The sequence below is a fragment of the Caballeronia sp. LjRoot34 genome (genome assembly GCF_964253815.1).
Lineage (GTDB): Bacteria > Pseudomonadota > Gammaproteobacteria > Burkholderiales > Burkholderiaceae > Caballeronia.
This window is the reverse complement of the sequence record NZ_CAXUSB020000002.1, coordinates 2,279,852-2,306,664: the sequence shown is the minus strand read 5'-3', so window position 1 is coordinate 2,306,664 and position 26,813 is coordinate 2,279,852. Positions and strand designations below refer to the sequence as shown.

Below are 26,813 nucleotides of genomic sequence, written 5' to 3'. Positions count from 1 at the left end.
ACCCCGACATCACGCCGGCGCGTGTTTTTCCATCAGCTTTTCCGGCTGCGCAGGCACGACAAAACCGAAGCGGGCGTATAGCGTGTGAGCGCTCGTAGTGGTCAGCATCATCTTGCGCAAGCCCTGCAAATCCGGATGCGCCAGCAGGCATTCCACCAGCCAAGTGCCCAGGCCGTCGCGTTGACGGCCTGGAAGCACAAACACATCGGCGAGATACGCGAAGCTCACGGTGTCCGTGATAGCACGCGCATAACCAATCTGCGTGTCGCGATGGAACAGGCCGAATGCCAGCGAATGCGCGGCAGCCCGCTCGACCTGCTCGCGCGAGATGCCGGGTGACCAATAAGCGACCTCGCTCAAGTAGCGATGCACAACGTCGAAATCGAACGTCCTGATGTCCGTAGTGACGCGATAATCGCCCCTCGACCATTCGGCAGCCATTCAACGCACCTTGTAGATACGGCCGGTTTCAAGACCCTCCACGCTGCGGCTGTATGCCAGCGCAACGCGCGCACCGGACGCCGCTTCGAAGCCGCGAAAATACGGCCCGAACGCTTCACGTGCTTCTTCGAGCATGGTCGCATTCACGACATTGATGCGCAGGCCGCGCGGCAGTTCGATCGCGGCTCCCCGCACGAAACCTTCAATGGCGCCATTGACCGCCGCCGCGCTTGCGCCGTATTTGATGGGTTCATCGCCCACGATTCCGCTGGTCAGCGTGAACGAGCCGCCGTCGTTCAGATAACTTTGCGCGACCAGCACGAGATTGACCTGGCCCATGAGTTTGTCGTCGAGACCAATGCGGAATTGCTCGGGAGTCATCTGCGAGAGTTCGCCGAAGTGAACATGCCCGGCAGTGGCAACAATGGCATCGACCTGACCGATCGATTTGAACAGCGCATGGATACTGTCGATCTTCGTCAGGTCGACGCGGTGCGCGCCTCGCGTGGCGCCGATCTCGATGACTTCGTGACGCGGCTGGAATTCGGAGAAGACGGCGCGGCCGACTGTGCCGGTTGCACCGATGACGGCAATTTTCATGAGAGGCTCATCGAAGAAGAAACGGGCTCTCATTGTGCGTTTTACGGGCGGCTTGAACAAGCATCCCGTCGGTCTTTCTCAAGCGGACTTCAACGTCAACGGGTCGCGTGCGACGCGTCCGGCGAAAGCAGGAAGATCGATGCCGCCAGCTTGAACACCAGCACGACGCCGGTCACGAGCGCGGCAACAGGGAAGGCGCGCCATTCAGCGCCAAGCATGGGGCCAACCAGTACGACCGATGCGAAGCCGAGCACAACGGTAATCCAGCGTGCCCATTGCAGGCGGAACGCCACGCAAATATATAAGCCGCCAATCAACGCACGCGATGCAATCAGCGCGGCAACGGGCTCGCCCGGACCGGTCATCAGCGCCAGCCCCATCTCGGCCCATGACAGGGTGTACGCCACCCCGAGGCACACCAGTGCAGTGGAAAGCGCACGCTCACGCCACGGTGCGCGCACGCTTTGCGTCTGCTGTAACGCTTCGTTCGAATACGTATTGGTTGTGTTCATGCCGATCCCCGCCGCCTGGTTTTTCGATGCGTCGTGCTGCATTCGTCTGATTTGTGGAAGTCTTATGCATGGGTCGTGCCAGATCGCACGAACGCTGGGAACATCGCTTGCTTTCAATTACCTGGAGTCCGCGCGGCGGCGATTTGCCTGACGAAAGGCCGCTGCTCTTTTCGCGGGTTTATCGGGACTACAGGGCAAAACAACGCAGGAAAGCAGCGACACGACGCCACGACATTGCAACGATGCTGCATCCGATGGCAGGCTTTACACAGTCCACCGACCAGGAGTCCGGCATGACCACGACGAAACCGAAGGAACAGCACCCGCATTCGCATCGAGAGGAGGAGGACGTCGACCGCGCCGTGGAAGATACCTTTCCCGCCAGCGATCCACCCTCGACGGGCGGCGTGACACGGATTGAATCCGACGACGAGAAGGGCAAGCGCGAAAAGAAATAAGGGAAAATCTCCAAGACAGGAAAGGACCGGAAACTGCATTGACTAGCCGCTTCCGGTCCTTCCCTTTTACAAACCAGCGCCAGGTTATTCCTCGCGCCGCTGGATCTCGATCAGGCGCGATGGCCTGACGTGGTTGATCGCGAAATGCTTGCGGCCTCGCAAGTTGTAACCGTGGGGATCGCGCTCGACGAATTCATACTGCCGCTCCACCTCTTCCACGTCGGGCGCGACCATGCCCTTATCCACCACACTGAAGCCTTCCTCTAATGCGAGCGCCAGCCCGTTGCGCGCCGGACGGCTGTCGAAACCGCCCAGGCCGTCACCTTGTTCAAAGCGCGAATTCACTAGCGTTGCATCCACGCCGACATATGCGTTGGGGTTGTACTCGAGCATGGCTTCGTCGCGCGAGGCGTCGCGATTTTTTCCGTCGGCATCGACGGTATCGTCCAGCGTGCCGTCGTTGAGAACATCCATTGCCTGATGTTCGATGTTGGTCTTGCCGACCGGCCCAGCATGTTCCAGCGATAAATCAGATGTGCCGCCACCCGCTTGCCCGAGCCCGGCTTCGCGTCCCTGCGCTGCTGCAGCCACATCGCCGGGTTTGGCCTTGGCGGTTTCGGTTTCAGGCTTCTTCAGCGGGCTGTCCGCCGCGCGCTGCGTTTGCTTGTCCTGCGATTCGTTGTTCTGTGCGTTGTTCATGGTTCGCTCCACCTGGTTCAGGTTAACAAAGAGACATCACGCAAGAAGCATTCCGGATGACGGAGTCGGGTCAACCCCGCATTGGAATAAACCACGGGATAAAACAGCAGTAAATGTTCTAAGCCAAATTGATTTTTTTCAACCCAACGAGAGTTTTCTCAAGAGTATGATTTGTTGTTCGCCAGGCCTGCGTGCGCCACCGGACGGCCCCGTGCCGCTTGCCGGATTCGCGCGTTTCAAGCGAGCGGGAGACGACCATCGCGAATCCAGCGGGGCACTTAAAATCAGGGTGACTCATGCAATTTGACGCGGCATTTTCACATCGCGGCTACTTACTCAATTGTGCACCGGCACGTCAGGGCGACGGTTGTTTCCAACCCTACGTGGTCATCTCGCGATCGAGCGACGGTGAACTCGTGGCCAATCGTTTTTTCCCCGCCGACCTGCGCTTTGGCAACGCCGACGAAGCCATTGCACATGCCCGCGACTGGGCGGTCCGATGGATCGATGCCAGCCACGTGAAGGTCGACCCCAAGTCCTGAGCGCGCGCCCGAACGGGTTTCGCGAACAGGCGGCAGTCTTGCAGAAAAACGGTTAATCTCGGGGCATCGTTCAGATCGTGCCGTTCAACGCGGCGTCATCCGCCCAAGCTCCCGACATGCCCAAGACTGTTTCCGTAGAAGATCAATTGCCCTCCCACGAATGGGGCCTCGACAAGATCGTGGCCGACTTGCGGGCATCGCGCGAGCAATTGCATCGCACGCGCCATCCGCTTGGAATCCGCGAATTACCGTCGCGTGAAGCGATCGTGAAGATCGTCAACGGGCTGCGCTCGGCGCTGTTTCCCACCCATTACGGCGCCGCCGACCTGACCGCCGAAAGCGTGGACTATTACGTCGGCCACACGCTCGAGAGCACCTTGCGCCTGCTCTCCGAACAGATCCGCCGTGCCTTGCGTTTCCTGCCGGAGAACCACGACCTGAGCGATGCCGAACTCGGCGCGCACGCGTTCGGACTGGCGCGTGAATTCGGCACGCAGTTGCCGGCCATCCGGGCGCTGCTGGTAAGCGATATCCAGGCCGCGTTCGCGGGCGACCCCGCCGCGCAGCACATCACGGAGATACTGCTCTGCTATCCCGGCATCTGGGCCATGACGCATCATCGTCTGGCGCATGCTTTGCATAAGCTCGGCGTGCCCTTGCTCGCGCGCTTTATCAACGAGATCGCGCACTCAGCTACGGGGATCGACATCCATCCGGGCGCGACGATCGGGCCAAGTTTTTTCATCGATCACGGGACGGGCGTGGTGATCGGCGAGACGGCGGTGATCGGCCAGCACGTGCGGGTGTATCAGGCAGTGACGCTGGGCGCAAAGAGTTTTCCGGCGGGCAACGACGGCGTGCTGGTGAAGGGCAACGCGCGTCATCCCGTAGTGGAAGATGACGTGGTGATCTATGCCGGCGCGACCATTCTCGGACGTGTGACCATTGGCCGCGGTTCGGTGATCGGCGGCAACGTGTGGCTTACGCATAGCGTGCCGCCGGGCAGTAACGTCTCGCAAGGCAAGGTCCGCGAAGGCGGTGCAGGCGACGCGCCGGACGATGGCCGCGGCGCGTGAACGTTACATGAGCCTCAGCGAGCTTTTTAGCTATTCGATACGCTGAACGCGCTCGGATGTCCGACGATAGAAAGGAATTCGCGGCGCGTTGAAGGGTCGTCGCGGAACGTGCCCAGCATCCGCGATGTCACCATCGACGCACCCGCTTTATGCACACCGCGCGTGGACATGCATTGATGCGTGGCTTCCAGGATTACACCAACGCCTAGCGGTTGCAGGACTTCTTCGAGCGTGTCGGCAATCTGCGCCGTCATCTTTTCCTGGATCTGCAGACGCTTCGCGAAGGCATCGACCAGACGCGCCAGCTTCGAAATACCGACCACTCGCTCACGCGGCAAATACGCCACGTGCGCCCGGCCAATGATCGGCACCATGTGATGTTCGCAGTAACTTTCGAAGCGGATGTCCTTGAGGACGATCATCTCGTCGTAACCCTGGACCTCCGAAAAGGTGCGGGCGAGTATCTCGCGAGGATTCTGCGAATAACCCGCGAAGAACTCTTCGTAAGAGCGGATGACGCGCGAAGGGGTATCGACGAGTCCTTCGCGGGCAGGGTTGTCCCCGGCCCAGCGGATCAGAACGCGAACGGCGGCTTCGGCTTCTTCGCGGCTCGGACGATCGGCGTGATCGGTTTGATCGTGGATGTCCGAAGATGCGTTAGGGGAGTTTCGCGTGGCGCTCATCGAGGGCTCCAGATGCAGGGTGCAAAGTCATGAAGTCCTCATTGTTCCACGTTTTACCGCATGGAAGACCCCGGTGGGATGTCGGGTATGCCTGGGTTAGTCAGGCGGGTAATCAAGTTTTCCCGCCGCCATCGATTCCCGAGCCGGTCTGCCAGACCTTTTTCCCTTCCTCCGACAGCTTGCCCGAACTGTGATGCTTATCCGGTTCCGTCCCTTCCTGCGCAAGATGACCGCCGGGTTGTTCCTGCGCGCGCTGCTTTTCGCCCTTGCGTTGCGCCCGGCGTTCTTCTTGCGATCGGCCTGCGTAGTTGGTGTCTGTCTGCTTGTCCGTCATGTCGTCCTCCTTGAGTGAGTGACATGCAAAGCGGCGCAAGAGCCGTTCCATCGGCGATGGTTGCCCGATGCGCGGTATCAGCGATAGCGGGATAAACGCTCAGGCTGGTTGTCGTGCGCGGGCTTATATAGAGTGGCCCGGCGCTCGACTACTGGCTCACGTTATGAAACGTTTCCACATTGCACTTGCCGTTGCCAGCCTCGAGACATCGATTGCCAATTACACGCAGCGTCTCGGCCAAGTGGTCGCGGCCCGAGGTACTTAAGGCAATTACTGACCCGACGCGTGTGCCCTGAGAAACGCCGCGTACCCATTCTGGGTCTTGAGGATCTTTTCGGCGCACTTGTCATAGTCCGACCCTTTCGCGCTGTCCGGGCCATACATACCGCGGCACTGCGCAAAGAGGGTTAGCGTCGTGCTCGCACCTTTCGCAGCACGAGTTGCCGAAAAACTGGCCTTGCCCGAACCCGAAGGCACATCGGTGTCGATTGCGACCGCGTCCGCGCGCGTCACAGGCGTATCGGAATGCTGCTCGATGTAGCGTTTGGTGAGCGCCCAAGCGGCGTCGCAGTTCGCCGGTTCGCAATCGACAGCCGCATTGCGTTGAGCGTCGGTAAGGCCGGCTTCGTTGTGGAGGAATTGCTGGGCTTGCGCCGCCTGTTTTTCGGGGGACGAGCAAGCAGTGAGCACAAGCGCAACGAGCGCAAAAACAACGATCTTTTTCACGAATAAAACTTCCCTAGCCAAGTTCGACCACGATTATAGCTGCGCGCCCGAAGCGTTCGCAGTTGCGCTCGAACGACTTGCGCCAAGCATTTCCTGGCTGGGCTGGGCCGCCGTCTCGAAGGCATGCAATGCATGAGCCAAGGCGCTCCCTGTCTCATTAGAGATAGTTTATCTAACTCGAATAGCCAATTTATCTGGTTTGTTAGCCGGTCATAAGATAGATATTCTGCTTACAGCAGCGCCGATTCTGGCGTTGGCAGGCATAAACCGGCGAGCCGACATGGAAAGGCATCTGCGAGTCCGCTGAAACTTCGCGGTGCTTGACGGTGCTTGTGCCCCCGAAGCCCAATCTCTCTTACCCTTTCCGGCCCGGAACCGCATGCTCAGTTTTACCGGCGGTCTCGTCCTCTTTGCCGCCCTGCTTCACGCGAGCTGGAACGCGATGCTGCACGGCAACCGCGACCGGTTCCTGTCCATGACTTGGATGAGCATCGCCATCGCGGCGGTCGCAACGCTTGTGGTCCTGTTCACGCCGTGGCCGGCCGATGCAGCCTGGCCGTATATCGTCGCATCGGGGCTCGTGCATATCGTCTACAACGTGAGCCTCGTGCGGTCGTATCGACGCGGCGATCTGGCGCAGGCGTACCCGATCGCGCGCGGTTCGTCGCCGCTGCTTGTCACGATCGGCGCGGCGCTCTTCGCACATGAGGCGATCGGCCCCTTGCACGCGCTCGGCATCGCGATGATATCGGGCGGCATCATCGCGCTCGCGCTGCAGGGACGTCACGTGTCGCGCGCGGGTGTGGTGGCCGCGCTGACGACCGGCGCGACGATCGCGCTCTATACCGTGATCGACGGCATCGGCGTACGGTTATCCGGCGGTCAGGCGCTCGCCTATACCGCGTGGATGTTCCTGTTCTATTGGCTGATGCCAGTGTTGTTCGTCGCGAAGCGTGGGCTCGCGGCGCTGTGGACGCCGGTACGGGCGGCGCCAATGGCGATCGGCTCATCGCTTGTCGGCGGCCTGGTGTCGATCGCGGCGTATGGCATCGTGATCTGGGCGTTGCAGTCGGGCGCGATGGGCGCGGTATCGGCGTTGCGCGAGACCAGCGTGGTGTTCGCGGTGCTGATCGGGCGGGTGTTTCTGCGGGAAGCGGTAAGTGGAAAGCGGTGGATCGCGTGCGTGATCGTCGCGGCTGGGGCGGTTTGTCTGGGGCTGTGACCCGGCAAAATTTCAAGCTGCATCCGACGCATTGCTTTGCGCGCAACGATAGAAACTGAGAACCCCTCGCAACCTGTAAACTCTCCTTACGCCCAGCACTTTTCCAGGAGATAAACCACATGCAATCCCCGTGGCGCACCATGGACCGCGCGACCCTCGACGCTGCCTACAGCAATGGCGATCCCCCCGCCGACTTTGAGACCCGCAGCGCAGCCTTCTACGCATCGCATCCCGGGGAACTCGACGTCAGGTACGGACCCGCCCCTCGCGAGCGCTTCGACTTCTTCCCGGTGTCGAACGGCCATCAATCCTCCGCGCCGACTTTCGTTTTTGTCCACGGCGGTTACTGGCAAAGCTGCGATAAAGAGCTCTGCGCCTTCGTCGCGCAGGGACCGCTTGCCCGTGGCATGAACGTGGTCGTAGCGGAATACACGCTGGCGCCCACCGCGTCGATGACGCAAATTGCCGGCGAGATCGGACGATTACTCGACTTCCTCGTCGAGCAAGGCCACACGACACTCATACTCGGCGGCCATTCCGCGGGCGGTCATCTCACGGCAATGCATCGTCATCATCCGGCGGTCAAATACGCACTGCCCGTTAGCGGCCTCTTCGATCTCGAACCCATCAGCGCGGGGCGGCTGAACGACAAGCTCGGGTTATCGGCGGAGGAAATCACGCGCTTCAGCCCGATGCGGCACATCGCTCACGGAGCACCGATGGTCGTCTCCGTCGGCGACGCGGAACTGCCCGAACTCATTCGCCATTCGCATGACTATGCCCACGCATCCGCTGAGGCGGGCGAGCGTGTGACTTACGTGCCGGTGCCTGGAGCAGACCACTTTTCCATTCTCTACGATCTCGCCGACCCCGATGGTGTGCAACTCAAAGCGCTGGCTCAATTGATGGAGAGTTAAAAGTAATTCGGAACCCTGATCAAATTGTTCTGATCAGACCTTCGGGAACGGCTTGCTGAGAAATTTCGATCCGGCGAGCCCGAAACGCCAGGGCACGTCCATTGCCTTGGTGATGCCGATGCGCGGTCCGGTCGCGAGCGGATATTCCTCCTCCGGCGCTTCGATATGAAACGGCGCTTCGAGCAGCGACATGCCGTTGTTGCCGTGCGTGATGCCCAATGCCTGCGCGACGCGTCCCGGTCCCGAGCACAAGAGCCTTGATGGTTCGAGGCCGCGACGTTGACGCATGGCATCGAGACCGGTGAGTGGTTCGATCGCGCGGATCAATACCCCTGCACCGTGGCCTTCTTCGCGGCAAACGAAGTTCAGGCACCAGTGAATGCCGTACGAGCGATACACATATGCATGGGCAGCCGGGCCGAACATGACAGCGTTGCGCGGGGTGAGCCCGGAGAAGGTATGCGAGGCCGGATCTTCGCGATCGTAGGCTTCTGTCTCGACGATCCTGCCGCCGACGCCATCGACGGTGAAGATCGCGCCGATCAGGCGGCGCGCGACCTGTTCGGACGGCGCGTTGAAGTCGATGGGTGTCACAGTGCGGGATGATTTGGGCATGATTGAAGGAGGGGTTCACACCGGCGGAGTGCTGTGCGGATTTCGCCATGGCGGCCAGGATTTCTCGTTTGCAGCGGAGGTCCGGCACCTTGATTTTGCCGCGGGCATCATTCTCCGTCCACTAGCGCGCGTGAATCCGCGCGGCAAGGGCACCGGCGCGGCCGAATCTCTCAAGCGCCAACACAACCGGACTCATTCCAGGCTCTAAGCCGCCCGGCTAAACCGCTCCCGCGTCATCACTTTCGATACAAACCACCAGACCAGCGCCGCTGTCAGCGACACGGCCGCAGCCATCGCCATCGCCGCATGCATGCCCCGCTCAAACTGATCCGGCGTTGTGAGCATCGAGCCGAAAACCGCGACACCCAGCGCCGCGCCAGTCTGCCGCGCCGAGTTCAGCCCGCCGGCCGCAATCCCGGCGCGATTTTTATCGACGGTATCCATGAGCGAACGCGTGGCCATCGGCGTAATGAGACCGGCGAAAAAACCGATTGCCGGCACCCGGCGCGGGCTCGCGCGGCAATGCCTCGACTGGACCGAGCGGCGGCGTCATTTGGCCGGGACGTTGGGCGGCGCGTTCATGACGCAGCTTTGCGCGAAGGGGTGGCTACGCCGCTTGAAAAATTCCCGGGCCTTGCAGGTGACGCCGAAAGGATGGGCCGGGCTCAAAGAACAACTGAGCATTGATGAGCGATGTGTTGAGAAAACCGCTTAGGCTTCAACCTCCCAACCGCACGATATGGCACGCGCGTTGCTGCGCTCGTTACTGGTAATCCAACGACGTTCTCTCAAAGGAGTGTGATCATGCCTGAGAAGAAAACCATCGAACGTGCCCACGCGGCCAAACGTGCGGGGAAATCGTCCAGCACGCAGGCCGGCGCGTTCGTGAAGGAACAGATCGATCACGTGCGCGAAGGCAAGCACGGTGCGAAATCCGCGAAGCAGGCGATCGCGATCGGGTTATCGGAGGCGCGCAGGTCGGGGGTGGGCGTGAAAGCGCCGAAGAAGGGCGCCGCGTCTGCTGCCACTCGCAAGAAAGCCGCGAAGGACACCCACGCCGGTCAGCACAAGACCCAACGCAGCGCGAGCACGGAATCGAAGTCGAAACGTTCCGCGACGTCCACGCGGGTTCTCAAACGTGAAGGCACCAAGGCCGCTTCGCACAAGTCGCTGTCGAAGCAGACGCATGCGAGCGCAAGCCGGCGTTCCGCGGCTGACCGTTCGGCTTCCGCCAAGAAGGGCTGGCAGACGCGCCGCAAGGCGGCGTCGAAGGCGGGCGCAGCGCGGCATGCGCGCTAGAGCGCGGTTCGTGCAGCGGTTCGTACGTAAGCAGGTTGCATTCGTTGCTTTCGCACAAGAAAAAGGCCGTTCCGGATCGCGCCAGAACGGCCTTCGAGCATGTGCACCAGCTTGTGAATCACTTGTAGCCGCATGGATCAATGACCGTATGCGGCTATCGAAACCGCGTTATTTCACCGTTTCGAGCACCTTGCGAACTGTGCTGAAAATCTGCTCGATCTGGTCATCTTCAATGATCAGCGGTGGCGAGAACGCAAGAATATCGCTTGTGTAGCGCACCAGAACGCCTGCCTCGAAGCATTTCACGAACGCTTCGTAGGCCCGCGCGCCCGGCGCGCCATCGCGCGATTCCAGTTCGATACCGGCCACCATGCCGAGATTGCGCACGTCCTTCACGTGAGGCGCGTCGCGCAACGCATGAGCGGCCGCTTCGAATTTCGGTGCCTTCGATGCCGCCCGTTCAAACAATTGATCGCGTGCGTACAGGTCAAGCGTGGCGATCGCGGCGGCGGCGGCCATGGGGTGCGCCGAATACGTGTAGCCGTGGAACAACTCGATACCGTTCGTCGCACCCGCATTGACGATGGTGTCATGCACGTTGCGATGCGCAGCCACCGCGCCCATTGGAATGGCAGCGTTGTTGATTGCTTTTGCCAGCGTCATCAGGTCCGGCGTCACGCCGAAATATTCGGCCGCTGTCGCTTTGCCGAGCCGGCCGAAACCCGTGATGACTTCATCGAAAATCAGCAGGATGCCGTGCTTCGTGCAGATTTCGCGCAGCTTTTGCAGATAACCCTGCGGCGGCACGAGTACACCCGTCGATCCCGCCAGCGGTTCCACGATCACGGCAGCGATTGTCGATGCATCGTGCAGCGCGACGATGCGTTCGAGTTCATCGGCGAGATGCGCGCCCCACACGGGCTGGCCCTTCGAGAACGCGTTGTGTTCAGGCGCGTGCGTGTGCGGCAGATGGTCGATGCCAGGCAGCAACGCGCCTGAAAACGTCTTGCGGTTCGGCCCAATGCCGCCGACCGAGATGCCGCCGAAACCCACGCCGTGATACCCGCGCTCGCGGCCGATCAGGTTCGTGCGCTGGCCTTCGCCGCGTGCGCGGTGATAGGCGAGGGCGATTTTCAGCGCGGTATCGACGGATTCGGAGCCGGAATTCGTGAAGAAGATGCGGTCGAGGCCTTCCGGCATGATCGCGGCGACCTTCGTGGCCGCTTCGAACGCGAGCGGATGGCCCATCTGGAAGGTCGGCGCGAAGTCGAGCGTGGCGGCTTGCTGCTGGATCGCGGCGACGATTTCATCGCGGCAATGGCCTGCATTCACGCACCACAGGCCGGCGCAGCCGTCCAGAATCTCGCGGCCATCGGTCGCGCGGTAGTACATGCCCTTGGCGCCCTCGATCAGGCGCGGTGCAGCTTTGAACTGCCGGTTGGAGGTGAAGGGCATCCAGAACGACGAAAGGTCGTCGATGACGGGGCGCGAAGTCATGGGAAATCTCCTGTTAGAACACGCAATGTAGTCCTCGATAAAAACCCGCGGCATAGACAGTTGTCCTGTCGCGGAGAGAACTGTGCTGGCAAAATGGTGCAAACTGTATTGGTCATCCATTTTGGGCGGTCAACCTTGATCATCCCTTGATCATCCTCTTCCTGCCGACTCATGATCGAACTTCAACTGGACCGTGACCGCGCGCAAGCGACGCTCGTCGAACAACTGGTGCGGGCGTTTTCAGGCGCCATCGAGCAGCAGGCATTACGCGCCGGCGCGTTGCTGCCTTCGGTGCGCCAACTCGCGCAGGCAGAGCGGCTGAGCACCTTCACGGTAACGGAGGCGTATGGACGTCTCGTGTCGATGGGCCTCGTCATCGCGCGGCGCGGCTCGGGTTATCGGGTGGCGCCGCGAGCGCCGGCCGCCCACAAGCGCGCCGTGGCATGGCAACCGCCGAGCCTCACGGCGACCTGGCTCCTGTCCGATGTCTTCGCCGATCATTCCGTGCCGATCAAAGCCGGCTGCGGCTGGCTGCCCAACGAATGGGTCAATGAAAGCGGGCTGCATCACGCGTTGCGCTCGATCAGCCGCGTGCCGGCGGCGCGCATGGCCGACTACGGGCACCCGTACGGTTTTGCGCCGTTGCGCGAGCGGATTGCCGAGCAACTGGACCGCTATGGTTTGCCCGCCGACCCGGCCACGAACGTGTTGCTGACCGCCGGGGCTACGCAGGCGCTCGACCTGATTGTGCGCACATTACTGCGCCCCGGCGATACGGTCATCGTGGAAGATCCAGGTTACTGCAATCTGCTGCAGATCCTGCAACTGGGCGGCCTGATCGTGCGAGGCGTGCCGCGCACACCGGCAGGAATCGACAACGACGTGCTTGAGCAACGGGTGATCGAGCATCGTCCCAAGGCCATCTTTCTCAACACGACGCTGCAGAACCCGACCGGTGCAACCTTCGGCATGGCGGCGGCGTTTCGCCTGTTGCAGATCGCGGAACGCTATGGCCTGTGGGTGGTGGAAGACGATGTGAACCGCGAACTCGCGCCGCCCGGTGCGCCGCTTCTGGCCGCCATGGAAGGCTTGAACCGCGTGCTGTACGTCGGCGGATTTTCGAAGACGATCACGCCGGGATTGCGCTGCGGGTATGTGGTCGCCGAGCGTGATGTGCTGCGTGAACTGGCGCGTACAAAGATGGCGGTGGGGCTGACTTCATCGGCGGCGACGGAACGCATTGTCGAGAAGGTGCTGACTGAAGGGCGTTATGCGCGTCACGTGGAATCCGTCACCGAAAAACTCAAGGACGCGCACGTGCAGGTCGAGGACCGGATGGACGCGCTCGGGCTTGAGCTGTTTCATCGGCCGCGTGCAGGCTTGTTCGTGTGGGCACGGTTACCGGTTGAACCCGAACAAGCGAGCGACCTGGCTACGCAGGCGCTGGAAGACGGCATCTGGCTCGCGCCAGGTTCGTACTTCCGTCCAGGCGATGCCGCGAGCAACTGGTTTCGCTTCAACGTGCCGTATTCCACCGACGACGCGTTGTGGGGGTTTATCGAGAAGTGGATCGAACGCTAAAGCGTGATTGCCCATGATCGGCTGATCCGCCAAATGAAAAAGCCTCGCGAGAATCGAGATTCAAGCGAGGCTTTTTCGTCCTGTGCGACCAGCGTTCGGGCATTGGATCAATCGATCAAACGCCGGCCTGCTGCTTCATCTCCGGAACACGCCGAGCAACAACGTTGCCAGGAAGATCACGATGAAGATGAAGAACAGGATCTTCGCAATTTCGGTTGCACCACTCGCAATACCGCCGAAGCCAAAAAACGCCGCGATAATCGCGATGATGAAAAAGATGACAGCGTATCGAAGCATGAAGCCCTCCAAAGGGTCGATTATCGGATTGGTTTGCGTGCTGGCTTGACGCCTTCGCCGCCTTGACTGCTTGAACTGTGCCGCCAGTGTGCCGCTGTATCCCGCGACGCCCGAACTTAGAGCAACCGCCGTGCCCAGAACCCTCCGCCCCGGAAAACAGGGCGCAAAAAGATTCACGCGCAAAAAAGCCGCACTGCGTTGCGCGAGTGCGGCCTTGGAATACGCGCCAACCGGCGCGGGAATGGAGGAGAAATGTTATCGGCGGGGCTTGCCGTTGTCGGGTTCGTCGTCGAGGTCGTCATCGTCGGCGTGGTTTAGCGCATCCGGCAGTTGGTTCTCGAGTTCATCGCGTTCAATTTGATCGGCGAGATCGAGCGACTTGCGTGTTGCGGGACCGGACGGGCGGTTTGCTCCAGACATGGCGTAACTCCTTGGGAGATTTCAAAGCCGCGCCAACAGAGGCGCGAGTTGATCGGGCAGCAAGCTTCGTACATGCCTGTCGATCCCCCGGGGATAACGGAGTGTGCGCATTTCTTGCCGCTTTTTACGGCCAAAGTTGCAATCAGGCTGCATATTTTGCGCGACGGCAGGCATGAACCAGTATGCGCCGCCTACGAAAAAATAGGCTGGATCTGAACCTGGAACCACCAAATCGGCGCGCCGCGCGTGCAACGCCGGAACCACTGGTTACGTGGTTACTTCAATACGTCCGTTATCACGTAACCATGCCATTACGCCAACGCACGCTCGACGATCGGATACAACGACAACACGAGCAGCGTAGCCATTGTCCAGTTGAAAGCGCGCAGCCAGCGCGGTTGCGTGAGCAGGCGCCGCATGGACGTGCCGAACGCGGCCCACAGGGTGATGCACGGCAATCCGACGACGATGAACACCACCGCCATGAAGACGGCATTGAGCGAAAAGCTTGAATGCAAATGGATAGTGGTCGCGGCTGTCAGCACCATCATCCATGCCTTCGGGTTGATCCATTGAAACGCGGCTGCTTCGATAAACCGCATGGGCCGACGCTCGCCGTCGCGAACCTGCATGGTCGCGGAGGTCGCGATCTTCCAGGCGAGATACAGCAGGTACGCCACGCTTAAGGTTTCAAGCAACGTGTAAGCCCAGGTGAAACGCGCAAATGCCTGCCCCACGCCGAGACCGACCAGCACCATCAGAATGGCGACGCCAACGCTAATGCCAAGCACATGCGGCACCGTGCGGCGCAATCCGAAGTTCACCCCCGACGCAAGCAGCATGGTGTTGTTCGGACCGGGTGTGATAGTGGTGACGAGCGCGAACAGCACGGCGGCGGGGAGGGCTGTCAGCAAGGCGGCAGTGTCGAGATGCATGGTGTTTCCTGGTGTTTCCCTGAGACGAGAACTGAGTCGGATCGGTAGTCCGCTGGCGTCAGTGTATGAGATGTGATCTGTACAGTACCGGTACAGATGATTGAATCATTTCCTGTACGGTGTGGCAGGTTTTGCGCACAGCGCGCAATCGGGCACTGCGCTTGCAAAAAATTGTCATAGGAACCCTTACTTGATCGACACGATCCATCTCACGTTCAGCGCTTTTTGCGGCCGACAAGTCCATTCGAGAATCCGTTCGAACCCGGTGGCCGCATGAGTACTGCAGCGTTTTTCAACCGGGCTGCAATTGCGACAGCGTTCGGCAAGCTGATCGTTTTAGCCCGCCGATCGACGGCTCGGATTATTTTCCTATCCTTACGAAGGCGATCACGCGGCCATCATGCATGGTGTTCATCTTCGGCTGGGATATCGTATCGACAGCCGCATGCAACTCACGCCGAAAGCAGCCGGCGATGGTTACCCGACGCGCTCGGCGGCTTCCTGCATGATGTTGCGGCGACCGAAAAACGGCTGCGTATTGACATGCTCGCGTGGGATTTCGCGATGCTTCATGCGTTCGAGCGCGAGTGGTTGCCGGTCTACAAGATGGGATGGCGGACGCACCTGCGGGTCTCGTTCCAGATGGACGGCAAACATCCAATGGGGCATCACCAGAAGAGGGTAATGATCGACGACAAGCTTGCATTCGTCCGCGGCCTCGATCCGACGTGTTCGCGCCGGGACACGCCCGAGCATGCCGTTGTGAACCCGCATCGCCGCGATGTGAACGAGCAACCGTATCAACCCTTTCACGATGTCCATACCATGTTCGACGGCGACGCCGCGCGCGAGACGCTTGAGAAGCCCGATGGTCTCGATCTCGCCATCATCGCGCCACGCAAGCAGCGCGGCTGGCTCCAGGAAATGACAATGGGCGTGCTGCGCGCACGGCTGCACGGATTTCTCACGACCGGTATCGCCTGACGTTGCCGAGCGTGCCGCCGCTTGAAACGGGTTGCGTGAATGTGCACAGCAAATTGATGGTGATCGACGACGAGCCGATCGATATCGGGGGAGACGGTAGGGTTCACGCGCTCGAGTATGTGAAGTCGCGCGGGATTCTGTGCCGCCCGAAGCGTTGATCGATCCGGAGAAACCGGTCGAGTCGGACGAACGCGTTGGACAGTTCGTGCCGGTCGAGACGCCGCGTCGTTTGATTGGCGGGTTTGTGTTGCTCGCGATGGCGATCGTCGGTTTTGCGGCGGCCTGGCATTGGACGCAGCTTGGGCGATACGCTCAATCTGAAAGCGCTCACACAAGTGGCCCAACGTATCGATGTCTTGGCGCTCGCGCCGCTCGCGATCATGCCAGCTTACGTGCTGACCGCAGTGATATCCGTGGCGATCACGCTGCCGACTACATCCACGGGTCTGGTGTTTGACGCAGCCTGGGGCAGCTTTTATGCGCTCGCGGGACGCTCGCTGCGGCTGCGGTTAGCTATCTGATGGGCCAATGGCCCGGTCGCCACATCGTGCGGCGCGTGGCGGGAGCGTGAGTGAACAAGTTCAGCGAATGGGGGGTAAAACGCGGCTTGATCGTCGTCGTGATCCTGCGGATCCTGCCATCCGTTGTTCGCTTTGGACCGCATCCGGGTGCATCCGGGCGAGCGTCTTGTACGGGTGGATGTGCATCGAAGTTCGCTTGTCTCAGGTGGTATCGGATCACTATCCGTTGATCGCGCAGCTATCCTTGTCGCCTTAAAAAAGACGGTTGTAACGAAAACCCCTTAAAAAAAGGCTTAGAAACACAAAAAGACTCGCACGAAGTTCAATGGCGCTTGTAGAATCCGGCGTTGATACGGATGCATTCACGCGACCGTATTCTAAAAACACTGACCTCAACAGGTAGGAGAAACATGCCGACTTCCGCAAAAACCGCCGCCAAGAAAGCTGCGACCAAAGCTGCTCCCAAGGCTGCAACGAAAACTGCAGCAGCGCCCGTCAAGAAGGTAGCTGCCAAGAAGGCCGCATCGACGCCGGCTACTGTGGCGAAGAAAGCGGCCGTGAAGACGACGGCAACGCTGTCGCCGATCAAGGACACGTTCACGAAGGCATCGCTCGCCGCGCATCTGGCGGACCGTGCGACTGTCGACCTGAAAGCAGTGAAGGCCGTCTTGTCGGCACTCGAGGACACCATCCTCGGTGCGGTTCACAAGAAGGGTGCAGGCGAGTTCACGCTGTCGGGCCTCTTGAAGATTACGGCGCAAGTCGTGCCGGCGAAGAAGAAGCGCTTCGGCAAGGACCCGTTCTCGGGTGAAGACCGTTGGTTCGATGCAAAGCCGGCGAGCGTGCGTATCAAGGCACGTGCGTTGAAGAAGTTGAAGGACGCCGCAGCGTAAGCTGACGGAACAGCATCGAAGGACTATGGCAGCGCAGGAGTAGAGGCGAACCGTAGTCGAAAAAAAATGGCCGGTTTCCGCGAGGAAACCGGCCATTTTTTTGCCTTCTTCCGATGATGCGAGGCTGGATGACAACGACGTTCGAACATGATGGCTGATGTCCAAACAGCGATTCCTGTCGAGCTCTGCCCGGGTTTCGCGTAACAAAGTGTGGTTTAGCGTGGCGCGAAGGCTCGGCTCAAACCGGCTCTTCAAGGATCACCGTCGACGGTCCCGGCTCACTTTGGCAGCCCGCGTCATAGTCGATGGTATGCGCATCGAAGCGCTGGATCGCGCGCAGGAGGCGAGGCGAGAACGTGGCGCCGAAGCGAGCGATGAGTTGATCGCGTTGTGCGGGAGTTGCATGCGCGAGCGTTCGCAGTTCGTCTATCGGGATGCCGACGAAAAGATTCAGCGGAAACGGCGGCGCGGAATCGATGGAAAAATTCGGCGCGCGGATACGCAGCCCAGGTTGAAGATGCGTTCCGAGTTCCATGGTGAAGATGAAGCTGGCGTTATCGGGCGAAGCAGTTTTAGCTTCACTGAGAAGGTGCGGCACGACGTCTTGAAGCGATGAGATTTCCTGGTCGGTCAGCATGACGAAATCCTTCGAAGAAAAAGCGGCGAGATAGTTTTCGAACCCACACGCAATGCTGCGCTGGAAGTTCGAGAAGGAAAGCAACACCGATGCCGGATAAAAAGCGCGGGTAGGAACGCGCTGTCAATGTCACATTTACGCGGCCATTTACCTAAAACGATTGCAGTGAGGCAGAGCGTCCAGCCAAGCATAAAAGGCGTGGAAGCCGTACGGCTTTCGCGCCAAAACAGGGGCAACACAATAAAGACCCTTGAAACCCGGGCCGAATTGAATGTCCCCGGCGCGGGTATAACCCTCTGAAAACAAACTGAAAGCGGCTCAACCGTCACTCAGTAATGACGGCACGTGGCTTGCTTAAGGCTTGCCCTTACGCTGAACCGTCGCGTGAAAAGAAGAAAAAAGTTCAACAGCAAGAGATTCCCATTCTGTCGACCTGCGACCTGGGGAGTGGCCAGACACTTGTGTCATTCCGCGTTTCAATGAGTGAGAGAGGGCCTGATGCCAGATCAAGACGCACGACCTGACCATAACGAAGACAAGGCCGGGGATAATTCAAACCGCGGCGAGCAAAAAAACGATAACGATAAAAACGGCGGCCAGGACAAGTCCAACGACAAATCCGACGACAAGTCCAACGGGGAAAAGAAAGGCCCGGGCAAAAAGCCGCTGATCATCCTGGCGATCGTTGTGGTGCTGCTGATCCTGGGTGGTTTGATCTGGTGGTTCGCGACCCGGAATCAGGTCAGTACCGACGATGCGTACACCGACGGCGATGCAGTGACAATCGCGCCGAAGGTCTCGGGCTACGTCGTGGTCATGAACCTCGGCGACAACAAGTTCGTTCACAAGGGCGATCTGCTGATCAAGATCGATCCGCGCGACTATCAGGCTCAACTGGACCAGGCGAACGCCCAACTTGGCCTGGCGAAGGCACAACTCAACGCGGCTCAAGTGCAACTCGATATTGCCCGCGTGCAATATCCCGCGCAGCTGACGCAGGCGAAGGCACAGGAACAAAGCGCGCAAGCGAGCCTGGCGCAGACCCGCGCGGCTTACGAACGGCAGCGTGCCGTCGATGTCCGGGCGACATCGCAGCAAAATATCGACACTGCGACGGCTCAGCAAAAGAGCGCGCTGGCCAACGTCGCGCAGGCACAGGCGCAGGTGAAAACCGCGAGCCTGGTTCCCCAGCAAATCAGCCAGGCGCAGGCAACGGTAGAGGAACGCCGGCAGCAGGTTGAACAGGCCGAGGCGCAGGTGGAAGCGGCCGCGTTGAACCTGTCTTACACGGAACTGCGCGCGCCTGCGGACGGCTGGGTCACCAAACGCAACGTGCAGTACGGCACTTTCCTGCAGGCGGGCACGTCGATTTTTTCACTCGTGACCACCACGGTCTGGGTCACGGCCAACTTCAAGGAGTCGCAACTCGAGCGCATGCGCCCGGGTGATTCGGTGGATGTATCCGTCGATGCCTATCCTGATCTGAAACTGCACGGCCACGTGGATAGTATCCAGCTCGGCAGTGGCTCGCGTTTTTCGGCTTTCCCCGCTGAGAACGCGACGGGCAACTTCGTGAAGATCGTGCAGCGCGTGCCGGTGAAGATCCTGATCGATAGTGGGATGCAGCCTGACCTGCCGCTGCCGCTCGGACTTTCCGTGGTGCCGAAGGTGATGTTGAAATGAGCGACCATTCCGGCTGGAAACCGAAGTCGAACCCCTGGCTGATTGCGGTCGTGGTCACGCTTGCGGCGTTCATGGAAGTGCTCGACACCACCATTGTGAACGTCGCGTTGCCGCACATTTCGGGCGCGATGTCCGCGAGTTACGACGAAGCCACCTGGACGCTGACCGCGTATCTTGTCGCGAACGGCATTGTGCTTCCCATCTCCGCTTTTTTCTCGAAACTGCTGGGACGTAAGCGATATTTCCTGATCTGCATCGGCGCGTTCACGGTCTGTTCGCTGCTGTGCGGCCTGGCCACCGACCTGTGGCAACTGATCGTATTCCGGGTCTTGCAGGGCTTCTTCGGTGGTGGATTACAACCGAACCAGCAGTCCATCATCCTCGATACCTTTCCGCCCGAGCAGCGCGGCCGGGCGTTCTCGATCTCGGCCGTGGCGATCGTGGTGGCGCCGGTGATTGGGCCGACGCTCGGCGGCTGGATCACCGACAACCTCACGTGGCGCTGGGTGTTCCTGATCAACGTGCCGATCGGCGTGATCACGACCATTGCCGTGATGCAGTTTGTTGAAGACCCGCCGTGGGAGCGGAAAAAGGATCGCAAGGAACTGGGGCTCGATTTCATCGGCATTGGATTGATTGCGCTGGGTCTCGGCTGCCTGCAAGTGTTCCTCGATCGCGGCGAGGACGACGACTGGTTCAAGTCCGGGTTCATCACGACCTTCGCGATTCTGTCGGCGATCGGCATAGTCGGCGCGATCTTCTGGTTGCTTTACGCGAAGAAACCGGTGGTCGATCTACGAGTATTCAAGGACAGGAATTTTGCGCTGGGTTCGGTATGCATGGCGGGTTTTGCAACGATCCTTTACGGAAGTGCGGTGCTTGTGCCTCAGCTTGCCCAGCAGCAACTGGGTTATACCGCGACGCTCGCGGGGCTGGTGTTGTCGCCGGGCGCGATGATGATCGTGGCCATCATTCCGGTGGTGAGCAAGCTGATGCCGATCATACAAACCCGTTACCTGGTCGGTTTCGGTTTTTTCCTCATGGCGTGTGCGTTGTTTTATACGCATCACCTGGTGCCGAACATCGACTTCAAGACGTTGACCATGATGCGAAGTTCGCAATCCATCGCCATCGCGTTCCTGTTCGTGCCGATCACCACGCTGGCTTATCTGACGCTGAAGGCATCGGAGAATGCGGACGCTTCCGCGTTGTTCACCATGTTCCGCAACGTGGCGGGATCGATTGGAATTTCGCTCTCCACCGCTGCGATTGTCGAGCGCACGCAGGCGAACATGGCGCACATGGCCGTGCATATGACGCCGTTGAACCCGAACTACAACGATTCGATACAACGTCTCACGCACACGTTGATGGACATGGGGCAGACCATGCAGCAGGCCATGACCACGGCGACCGGGCTGATGTACAAGCAATATATTTCGCAGTCCACGATCCTGGCCTATCTGGACGTGTTCGGCGCGGTGGCGATCTTTGCGTTGTGTTTCGTGCCGATCACCTTTTTCTTCTCGCCGGTGAAAGCCGCGGGTGGCGGGGGAGGGCATTGAGATGAGCAAACGCTTGATTCCGCTGCTGCTTTCCATGCTCGCCGGCGCGTGTTCGGTCGGTCCGAATTTCACGCCGCCCGACGCGAAAGCGCCGGACAACTGGCACGATCTGCAGCGCGCGCAGAACCCGCCCGATGACATGCGTTTCCCCCATGCCAGCGTGCCGTCGCTGGTGGATACCAATGCGGACCCCGATCCTCGCTGGTGGCGGCAATTCAACGATGCCACGCTGGACTCGCTGATTGACCGTGCGGCGGCGGGCAATCTGGATTTGCAGAGCGCCGTGCTGCGCATTGCGGCGGCGCGCGAACAGGCGGTGGTATCGGGGGCGCAGGGGTTGCCGCAAGTCAGTGCGAACGCGAGCTATAAGCGTGAGCAACTGGGCTTGAAGGGCTTGCTGCAATCGCAGGGTGTCTACGACAAGGTCAATGCGCTCGGGTCGAACAGCGCGAGCGCGACCAGCGCCCTGAATTCCTTGACGGCTCCGGTGAACCTGTTCCAGGATGGTTTCGATGCCTCCTGGGAACTTGATCTGTTCGGGCGTGTGCGGCGCTCGGTGGAGTCTGCGAATGCGCAGACGGAGTCGGAGATAGAGAACCGTAACGACGCGCTTGTCTCGCTCGAAGCGGAGGTTGCGCAGACCTATTCGCAACTGCGCGGGGCGCAACTACTGAAGCGGATCACGCTGGCCGAGATCGATTCGGAGCAGCAGATCCTTGATCTGACCCGTGAACAGGCGCGGGTGGGGCTGACGAGCCAGAGCGACGTGGAGAGCGCGACAGCGCAGGTGGGATCGTTGCAGGCGCAGTTACCGCAGTTCGATGCACAGATTGCGCAGGCGATGAATGGCCTTGCCGTATTGACCGGCAGTGCGCCGGGGGCGTTGGATGCGGAGTTGGAGGCGGCGGGCGCTGTGCCGCCGGTGCCGCCGAGCGTACCGATTGGTTTGCCGTCCACGTTGGCGCGGCGGCGTCCTGACATTCGTCGTGCGGAGAGTGATTTGCATTCGGCGACTGCTGAGATTGGAGTGGCGGTGGCGCAGATGTACCCGGATGTATCGTTGACGGGGACTGTGGGAACGCGTGCTACTCAGGCGAAATATCTGGCGCACTGGTCGAGTTTGTTCTGGACGGTCGGGCCTAGCATTTCGCTGCCGATTTTTGAAGGAGGTGCGTTGCGGGCGAACGTGCGGATAGCGAAGGTTCAGGCGGGTCAGGCGGCGCTGCAATATCGCTCGACGGTGCTGAAGGCGTTGCAGGACGTGGATAACGCGTTGGTATCGTACCGGACGGACCAGGACCGTCGCGAGGCGCTGACGCGTACGGTGGAGGCTAACCGGATCAGTTTGCAGCTTGCGACCGACAGTTACCGGAAGGGGCTGGTGAGTTTCATTACCGTTCTGGATGCGGAGCGGCAGTTGGCTAAGACGCGGCAACAACTGGCGCAATCGACGGTAAGTGTGACGACGGATCTGATCGCTGTATATAAGTCGCTGGGAGGCGGATGGCAGGGCACGCCGGAGGCGGTGGGAGTTCGGTGAGGGGGGGCAGACAGCACGATGAAAACATTTGGCGAAGACAGTTAAGGCCGTGCCGATTCCTGGGCAACTTGTGCTTGCCCGAGAGCGTTGGGGGCGAAGCGTGTTCGTGTCAGGATTCGCGAGAAGGAGGGGTTCACACATCCGGCGCTCTGGCGAGCACCGTGCTTTTGGGGCACCTATGAATGAAAACTGCACGCTGTGGACACTTAGGGTAGCGTGGTTGAAAGCGTTTTCTTTGCTTCGTTTCTTTGTCGCTTTGGACAAAGAAATGACGTGCCGCCACGCACAGTGGCTAACAGTGATAAAGAGAAAATCCGACTCACGCAGACCACCACGGCCGAAAGCACCACCCCGGCATAGACCCCGACCGCTAACCCCAAAACCGCCCAACCAAACCACCCCAAACCCCAAGTGCGAACGAACATCCCCTCCGCACCAAAACAGGGCACCCCTTCCACCCCATCACCCCCCCACCGCCCCCACCGCACTCATTTGAAGCAAACTCCCCCCTAACCCGCCAAAACAATGAGTAAAAACAAGTAGTAGAAAAAATGGCACGTCTGTTGCTTAATTGTAGATACTGAAACTACCGAAGCGTCGGACAGGCGTGGCCCAGCTTGAAGAGCGGTATCGAGCGGCATTTCCACGCACAGGCGGCACCAGGCCGCGATCAAAAAAGGACGCAAGATGCAGATCTACGACGAAATGCGTCACGAGGAAACCGTGCGGGCGCACTACGCACGTTTCTCCCGGTGGCTTTCCACTCAAAGCCCCGAAACCATCGCACGCAAGCGCGCGGAAGCTGATCTGCTGTTCAGGCGTGTCGGCATCACGTTTGCCGTGAACGGCGATCTGTCGGGCACTGAGCGCCTGATTCCCTTCGACATGATCCCGCGCATCATCCCTGGCGATGAATGGCGCAAGCTTGAAGCTGGCCTCCGACAGCGGGTACGCGCGTTGAACATGTTTATCCGCGACGTCTACCACGATCACGACATCGTCCGGGCGGGGAAGATTCCCGCCGAGCAGGTGTACACGAACGCGCAATATCGCCCCGAGATGCAGGGCGTGGATGTGCCGCTCGACGTCTACGCGCACGTCGCTGGCGTGGACGTAGTGCGCGCCGGTGACGCAGGCGAGTTCTACGTACTTGAAGATAACCTCCGGGTGCCGTCGGGCGTGTCGTACATGCTCGAAAACCGCAAGATGATGATGCGGCTCTTCCCCGAATTGTTCGTGCAGAACCGCATTGCCCCGGTCGCGCATTATCCGGATCTGCTGCTCGAAACCTTGCGCTCGATCGCGCCGGCCGGCGTGGACGACCCCAACGTGGTGGTGCTCACGCCCGGCATGTACAACTCGGCGTACTTCGAGCACTCGTTTCTCGCGCAACAAATGGGCGTGGAGCTGGTGGAGGGCAAGGACCTCTTCGTCGATGAAAACTACGTGTTCATGCGCACGACGCAAGGGCCGAAACGCGTCGACGTGATCTACCGGCGCCTCGACGATGACTTCATGGACCCGCTCGCGTTCCGCACGGACTCGGCGCTCGGCGTGCCGGGCCTGCTGACGTCGTATCGCGCGGGCCGCGTGGCATTGGCCAACGCGATGGGCACGGGTATCGCCGACGATAAATCCATCTATCCGTTCGTCCCGGACATGATTGAGTTCTATCTCGGCGAAACCCCGATCCTGAACAACGTGCCGACGTTCCAGTGCCGCAAGCCCGACGATCTCGCCTACACGCTCGCGCATCTGCCCGAGCTGGTCGTGAAGGAGGTTCACGGCGCGGGCGGTTACGGCATGCTGGTCGGGCCGGCATCGACGAAAGCCGAAATCGAGGCGTTCCGCGAACGCCTGATCGCGCGGCCGGATGGGTATATCGCCCAGCCTACCTTGGCGCTCTCCGCCTGCCCGACCTTCGTGGAATCGGGTATCGCGCCGCGCCATATCGACTTGCGGCCGTTCGTGCTGTCGGGTAAAGAAGTGACGATGGCCGCCGGCGGCCTGACTCGCGTGGCGTTGAAGGAGGGTTCTCTCGTCGTGAATTCGTCGCAGGGCGGCGGCACGAAAGACACCTGGATGGTGGACTAAGCACCCACCGGGATTGTTCGCACGGGCGTGCTTCCAAGCGCTGCGCCCGCGCGCGCCACACAACAACGGAACGCCATCATGATGCTAAGCCGCACAGCCGATCACCTTTTCTGGATGGCTCGCTACATGGAGCGAGCGGAAAATACCGCCCGCATGCTCGATATCAACCTGAAGGGCATGCTGCTCCCGCAGACGCCGGATCAGGCCGCTCGCGCACAACGTTCGGTACTGCGTATTTCGGAACTTGAATCCCGATTCGAGGAGCGTTTCCCGGGCTCGGATTCGCGCGAAGACATGCTGCACTTCATGGTCGCCGATACCGGCAATCCGTCGAGCATCATTTCATGCCTGCACGCGGCTCGCGAAAACGCGCGAGCCGTACGCGGGACCCTGACCACGGAAGCGTGGGAGACTATCAATTTCACGTGGCTCGAATTCGGCGAAAAACTCGCCGTGGGCGAGCTGGGAAAAAGCCCCGACATGCTGTTCGAATGGGTCAAGTACCGCTCGAATCTGTGCCGCGGCGTGATGGTCGGCACCGCGCTTCAGGACGACGCCTTCTGGTTCATCCAGCTAGGCATGTACCTGGAACGCGCGGACAACACGGCGCGGATCCTGGACGTGCGTTTCGCCGATGCCGAACCGAACTCGCGCGAAGCCGCCCGTCAACTGGAAGACTTCTACTACTGGACCTCCATCTTGAGTTCAGTGTCCGCGCTGGAAATCTACCGGAAGGTGTATCGCGATGTCGTGACGCCGTCGCGGGTAGTGGAGTTGCTTATCCTCAACTCGCAGATGCCGCGTTCGCTGCTGGCGTCGCTGGATGGGGTCTGCGCGACGCTCGACAAGTTGCGCACCAGCGGCTCGAACGAGTGTGAACGTTTCGCCGGCAAGCTGCGCGCGGACGTGCTGTACATGGATATCCGCCAGATCCTTGAAACCGGAGTGCACGCCTATCTGACGCAATTCCTGAAACGGGTCGATGAGCTCGGTGTTCGCGTGATGCGCACCTTCCTCATGTTGCCTCTCGCCTGAACGCGTTCGTCCCGCATCCGTCCTGGAAACCATCATGCTTCTGACCATTCGTCATCACACAAGCTACCGTTACGCCGTGCCCGTGCAGTACTCCATCCAGCAACTGCGCATGACGCCCGCCAACGGGTCGGCGCAGATGGTGCGGCGCTGGAATATCGACACAGTGGGCAAGCTCGACGTCACCCGCGACGCCTACGCCAACACGCTGCATACGCTGGTGCTGACGAAACCTCATATGGAGATCCATCTTTCCGTGACCGGTCAGGTGGAAACCACGTTGCTCGACGGCGGCCGCCTGAACGACGGTCCCGGCCGGATTCCGCTGCAGCACTACACCTGTGCGACCGCGCTGACCGAGCCGGACGCAGTGATCCGCGAACTCGCGAACTCGGTGCCCAAGCTCGACTCACCGTCGGCGCTGATTGCGCTGGCGGAGAATATTGAAGCCAGGGTGCAGTTCAAGGCGGGCGTAACCGAGGTCACGAGCACGGCTGCTCAGGCGCTGCAGCTCGGTAACGGCGTGTGCCAGGATCACGCTCACATCATGTTGGCGTGCTGCCGCGCCCGGGGCCTCCCGGCGCGCTATGTGAGCGGTTACATCGATCCAGGCGATGTCCCGCACGCGGCAAGCCACGCTTGGGTAGATGTGTGGATCGACGACGGATGGGTGTCGGTGGACGTTACACACACAGCGTTCGCCAGCGGCCGCTACTGCCGGCTCGCGGTTGCGCGCGACTATGAGGCGGCCGCACCTGTGCGCGGCTCGCGCGTGGGCGGCAAGGAAGAGCGCATGAGCGTTGACGTCTCCGTGCAGGCCTCGGCCGACCAGTGAGTGACACGTCGCGGCGCTCGTATTCCTCAGGCGCCGGAACATTCAAGCCGCGCCCCCATCTGCCGATAACTATTAGAAGGTGAGGTGGCGCGGCCTGGCTTACCGCACCTTGACCGGGTGACGGGAGGCGGCGCGTTTGGCGGGGGACTCATGCCTGTGCACGAGTCACCTCGAT

32 protein-coding genes and 1 pseudogene are annotated in these 26,813 nt (G+C 60.5%); 19 read left to right on the top strand and 14 right to left on the bottom strand.

Annotated elements, in window-relative coordinates; translation table 11 throughout:
• Positions 1–9: 9 nt before the first annotated feature.
• From ACSQ36_RS29845 to ACSQ36_RS29835, 3 genes are all read right to left on the bottom strand, one after another.
• The gene (locus ACSQ36_RS29845) at positions 10–441 is read right to left on the bottom strand and encodes a GNAT family N-acetyltransferase (RefSeq protein ID WP_436184734.1); all 432 of its coding nucleotides are present in this window, start codon (positions 439–441) and stop codon (positions 10–12) included.
• On the bottom strand, positions 442–1,041 hold the full coding sequence (locus tag ACSQ36_RS29840) for a short chain dehydrogenase (protein WP_436184733.1): 600 nt from the start codon (positions 1,039–1,041) through the stop codon (positions 442–444). It abuts the gene before it with no gap.
• A 95-nt stretch (positions 1,042–1,136) separates the two neighbouring features.
• Positions 1,137–1,553, bottom strand: coding sequence for a hypothetical protein (locus ACSQ36_RS29835; protein ID WP_436184732.1), 417 nt, complete (start codon positions 1,551–1,553; stop codon positions 1,137–1,139).
• Between the two features lie 293 nt (positions 1,554–1,846).
• On the opposite strand from ACSQ36_RS29835, the gene ACSQ36_RS29830 reads away from it, so the two are divergent.
• Positions 1,847–2,011, top strand: coding sequence for a hypothetical protein (locus ACSQ36_RS29830; RefSeq protein WP_213766074.1), 165 nt, complete (start codon positions 1,847–1,849; stop codon positions 2,009–2,011).
• An 84-nt stretch (positions 2,012–2,095) separates the two neighbouring features.
• Here the strand turns inward: ACSQ36_RS29830 and ACSQ36_RS29825 are convergent, their stop codons facing one another.
• The gene (locus ACSQ36_RS29825) at positions 2,096–2,710 is read right to left on the bottom strand and encodes a DUF3005 domain-containing protein (protein WP_213766075.1); all 615 of its coding nucleotides are present in this window, start codon (positions 2,708–2,710) and stop codon (positions 2,096–2,098) included.
• Positions 2,711–3,006: 296 nt separating this feature from the next.
• Here ACSQ36_RS29825 and ACSQ36_RS29820 point away from each other — a divergent pair, with 296 nt between their 5' ends.
• Both ACSQ36_RS29820 and epsC read left to right on the top strand, forming a co-directional pair.
• Positions 3,007–3,252, top strand: a complete 246-nt coding sequence (locus tag ACSQ36_RS29820) for a hypothetical protein (protein ID WP_213766076.1) — start codon at positions 3,007–3,009, stop codon at positions 3,250–3,252.
• Between the two features lie 116 nt (positions 3,253–3,368).
• Positions 3,369–4,328, top strand: coding sequence for a serine O-acetyltransferase EpsC (epsC, locus tag ACSQ36_RS29815; protein ID WP_213766077.1), 960 nt, complete (start codon positions 3,369–3,371; stop codon positions 4,326–4,328).
• A gap of 26 nt (positions 4,329–4,354) precedes the next feature.
• Here epsC and folE read toward each other — a convergent pair whose 3' ends face one another.
• From folE to ACSQ36_RS29800, 3 genes are all read right to left on the bottom strand, one after another.
• Positions 4,355–5,011: a GTP cyclohydrolase I FolE gene (gene folE, locus ACSQ36_RS29810; RefSeq protein ID WP_213766078.1), complete on the bottom strand. Its 657-nt coding sequence runs from the start codon at positions 5,009–5,011 to the stop codon at positions 4,355–4,357.
• A 112-nt stretch (positions 5,012–5,123) separates the two neighbouring features.
• Positions 5,124–5,345 (bottom strand): hypothetical protein, encoded by a 222-nt coding sequence (locus ACSQ36_RS29805; RefSeq protein WP_213766079.1) that lies wholly within the window; start codon positions 5,343–5,345, stop codon positions 5,124–5,126.
• Between the two features lie 270 nt (positions 5,346–5,615).
• A complete protein-coding gene (locus ACSQ36_RS29800) occupies positions 5,616–6,071 on the bottom strand; it encodes a lipoprotein (RefSeq protein WP_213766081.1) in 456 nt (151 codons plus the stop codon).
• A 379-nt stretch (positions 6,072–6,450) separates the two neighbouring features.
• On the opposite strand from ACSQ36_RS29800, the gene ACSQ36_RS29795 reads away from it, so the two are divergent.
• Both ACSQ36_RS29795 and ACSQ36_RS29790 read left to right on the top strand, forming a co-directional pair.
• Complete coding sequence (locus tag ACSQ36_RS29795) at positions 6,451–7,293, top strand: EamA family transporter (protein ID WP_436184731.1); 843 nt, start codon at positions 6,451–6,453, stop codon at positions 7,291–7,293.
• A 119-nt stretch (positions 7,294–7,412) separates the two neighbouring features.
• Positions 7,413–8,210, top strand: coding sequence for an alpha/beta hydrolase (locus tag ACSQ36_RS29790; RefSeq protein WP_436184730.1), 798 nt, complete (start codon positions 7,413–7,415; stop codon positions 8,208–8,210).
• A 33-nt stretch (positions 8,211–8,243) separates the two neighbouring features.
• On the opposite strand, the gene ACSQ36_RS29785 is transcribed toward ACSQ36_RS29790, so the two are convergent.
• Positions 8,244–8,825 carry a DNA-3-methyladenine glycosylase gene (locus tag ACSQ36_RS29785; protein WP_436184729.1) on the bottom strand — a complete coding sequence of 194 codons (582 nt, stop codon included), beginning with the start codon at positions 8,823–8,825 and terminating at the stop codon, positions 8,244–8,246.
• Between ACSQ36_RS29785 and ACSQ36_RS29780 the strand changes: the two genes are divergently transcribed.
• A complete protein-coding gene (locus ACSQ36_RS29780; protein ID WP_436184728.1) occupies positions 8,824–9,033 on the top strand; it encodes a hypothetical protein in 210 nt (69 codons plus the stop codon). The genes ACSQ36_RS29785 and ACSQ36_RS29780 overlap by 2 nt on opposite strands.
• Here the strand turns inward: ACSQ36_RS29780 and ACSQ36_RS29775 are convergent.
• The gene (locus tag ACSQ36_RS29775; RefSeq protein ID WP_436184727.1) at positions 9,030–9,269 is read right to left on the bottom strand and encodes a hypothetical protein; all 240 of its coding nucleotides are present in this window, start codon (positions 9,267–9,269) and stop codon (positions 9,030–9,032) included. The genes ACSQ36_RS29780 and ACSQ36_RS29775 overlap by 4 nt on opposite strands.
• A gap of 10 nt (positions 9,270–9,279) precedes the next feature.
• Here ACSQ36_RS29775 and ACSQ36_RS29770 point away from each other — a divergent pair, with 10 nt between their 5' ends.
• Together ACSQ36_RS29770 and ACSQ36_RS29765 are read left to right on the top strand one after the other, a co-directional pair.
• Complete coding sequence (locus ACSQ36_RS29770) at positions 9,280–9,540, top strand: ArsR family transcriptional regulator (RefSeq protein ID WP_436184726.1); 261 nt, start codon at positions 9,280–9,282, stop codon at positions 9,538–9,540.
• A gap of 89 nt (positions 9,541–9,629) precedes the next feature.
• Positions 9,630–10,124 carry a DUF6496 domain-containing protein gene (locus ACSQ36_RS29765; protein ID WP_436184725.1) on the top strand — a complete coding sequence of 165 codons (495 nt, stop codon included), beginning with the start codon at positions 9,630–9,632 and terminating at the stop codon, positions 10,122–10,124.
• A gap of 168 nt (positions 10,125–10,292) precedes the next feature.
• On the opposite strand, the gene ACSQ36_RS29760 is transcribed toward ACSQ36_RS29765, so the two are convergent.
• A complete protein-coding gene (locus ACSQ36_RS29760) occupies positions 10,293–11,621 on the bottom strand; it encodes an aspartate aminotransferase family protein (protein ID WP_436184724.1) in 1,329 nt (442 codons plus the stop codon).
• Between the two features lie 171 nt (positions 11,622–11,792).
• Between ACSQ36_RS29760 and ACSQ36_RS29755 the strand changes: the two genes are divergently transcribed.
• Positions 11,793–13,202, top strand: a complete 1,410-nt coding sequence (locus ACSQ36_RS29755) for a PLP-dependent aminotransferase family protein (RefSeq protein ID WP_436184723.1) — start codon at positions 11,793–11,795, stop codon at positions 13,200–13,202.
• Between the two features lie 135 nt (positions 13,203–13,337).
• Here ACSQ36_RS29755 and ACSQ36_RS29750 read toward each other — a convergent pair whose 3' ends face one another.
• The 3 genes from ACSQ36_RS29750 to ACSQ36_RS29740 form a co-directional block, all read right to left on the bottom strand.
• Positions 13,338–13,499, bottom strand: coding sequence for a DUF1328 family protein (locus tag ACSQ36_RS29750; protein WP_031363615.1), 162 nt, complete (start codon positions 13,497–13,499; stop codon positions 13,338–13,340).
• A gap of 255 nt (positions 13,500–13,754) precedes the next feature.
• Positions 13,755–13,919: a hypothetical protein gene (locus tag ACSQ36_RS29745; RefSeq protein ID WP_213766089.1), complete on the bottom strand. Its 165-nt coding sequence runs from the start codon at positions 13,917–13,919 to the stop codon at positions 13,755–13,757.
• Positions 13,920–14,230: 311 nt separating this feature from the next.
• A complete protein-coding gene (locus ACSQ36_RS29740; protein ID WP_213766090.1) occupies positions 14,231–14,854 on the bottom strand; it encodes a LysE family translocator in 624 nt (207 codons plus the stop codon).
• Between the two features lie 564 nt (positions 14,855–15,418).
• Between ACSQ36_RS29740 and ACSQ36_RS29735 the strand changes: the two genes are divergently transcribed.
• The 4 genes and pseudogenes from ACSQ36_RS29735 to ACSQ36_RS29720 all read left to right on the top strand — a co-directional run bounded on the left by ACSQ36_RS29735 (position 15,419) and on the right by ACSQ36_RS29720 (position 17,252).
• Positions 15,419–15,838 carry a hypothetical protein gene (locus ACSQ36_RS29735; protein ID WP_436184722.1) on the top strand — a complete coding sequence of 140 codons (420 nt, stop codon included), beginning with the start codon at positions 15,419–15,421 and terminating at the stop codon, positions 15,836–15,838.
• Between the two features lie 299 nt (positions 15,839–16,137).
• A complete protein-coding gene (locus ACSQ36_RS29730; protein WP_436184721.1) occupies positions 16,138–16,359 on the top strand; it encodes a hypothetical protein in 222 nt (73 codons plus the stop codon).
• Between the two features lie 120 nt (positions 16,360–16,479).
• A pseudogene (locus ACSQ36_RS29725) lies at positions 16,480–16,615 on the top strand (endonuclease/exonuclease/phosphatase family protein); the annotation flags it as partial.
• 154 nt (positions 16,616–16,769) lie between these two features.
• The gene (locus tag ACSQ36_RS29720; protein ID WP_213766094.1) at positions 16,770–17,252 is read left to right on the top strand and encodes an HU family DNA-binding protein; all 483 of its coding nucleotides are present in this window, start codon (positions 16,770–16,772) and stop codon (positions 17,250–17,252) included.
• Between the two features lie 238 nt (positions 17,253–17,490).
• Here ACSQ36_RS29720 and ACSQ36_RS29715 read toward each other — a convergent pair whose 3' ends face one another.
• Positions 17,491–17,889 (bottom strand): hypothetical protein, encoded by a 399-nt coding sequence (locus ACSQ36_RS29715; RefSeq protein WP_436184720.1) that lies wholly within the window; start codon positions 17,887–17,889, stop codon positions 17,491–17,493.
• 498 nt (positions 17,890–18,387) lie between these two features.
• On the opposite strand from ACSQ36_RS29715, the gene ACSQ36_RS29710 reads away from it, so the two are divergent.
• From ACSQ36_RS29710 to ACSQ36_RS29685, 6 genes are all read left to right on the top strand, one after another.
• Positions 18,388–19,572, top strand: a complete 1,185-nt coding sequence (locus tag ACSQ36_RS29710; protein ID WP_436184719.1) for an HlyD family secretion protein — start codon at positions 18,388–18,390, stop codon at positions 19,570–19,572.
• Complete coding sequence (locus ACSQ36_RS29705; protein WP_213766097.1) at positions 19,569–21,137, top strand: DHA2 family efflux MFS transporter permease subunit; 1,569 nt, start codon at positions 19,569–19,571, stop codon at positions 21,135–21,137. Before ACSQ36_RS29710 ends, ACSQ36_RS29705 begins: the two co-directional genes overlap by 4 nt.
• A 1-nt stretch (position 21,138) precedes the next feature.
• Entirely contained in the window at positions 21,139–22,677 is a 1,539-nt protein-coding gene (locus tag ACSQ36_RS29700) for an efflux transporter outer membrane subunit (RefSeq protein WP_436184718.1), read from the top strand.
• A 687-nt stretch (positions 22,678–23,364) separates the two neighbouring features.
• The gene (locus tag ACSQ36_RS29695; protein ID WP_047847114.1) at positions 23,365–24,771 is read left to right on the top strand and encodes a circularly permuted type 2 ATP-grasp protein; all 1,407 of its coding nucleotides are present in this window, start codon (positions 23,365–23,367) and stop codon (positions 24,769–24,771) included.
• A gap of 81 nt (positions 24,772–24,852) precedes the next feature.
• Positions 24,853–25,806 (top strand): alpha-E domain-containing protein, encoded by a 954-nt coding sequence (locus ACSQ36_RS29690; RefSeq protein WP_213766166.1) that lies wholly within the window; start codon positions 24,853–24,855, stop codon positions 25,804–25,806.
• A 34-nt stretch (positions 25,807–25,840) separates the two neighbouring features.
• On the top strand, positions 25,841–26,638 hold the full coding sequence (locus ACSQ36_RS29685) for a transglutaminase family protein (protein ID WP_213766099.1): 798 nt from the start codon (positions 25,841–25,843) through the stop codon (positions 26,636–26,638).
• The last annotated feature ends 175 nt before the right edge of the window (positions 26,639–26,813 follow it).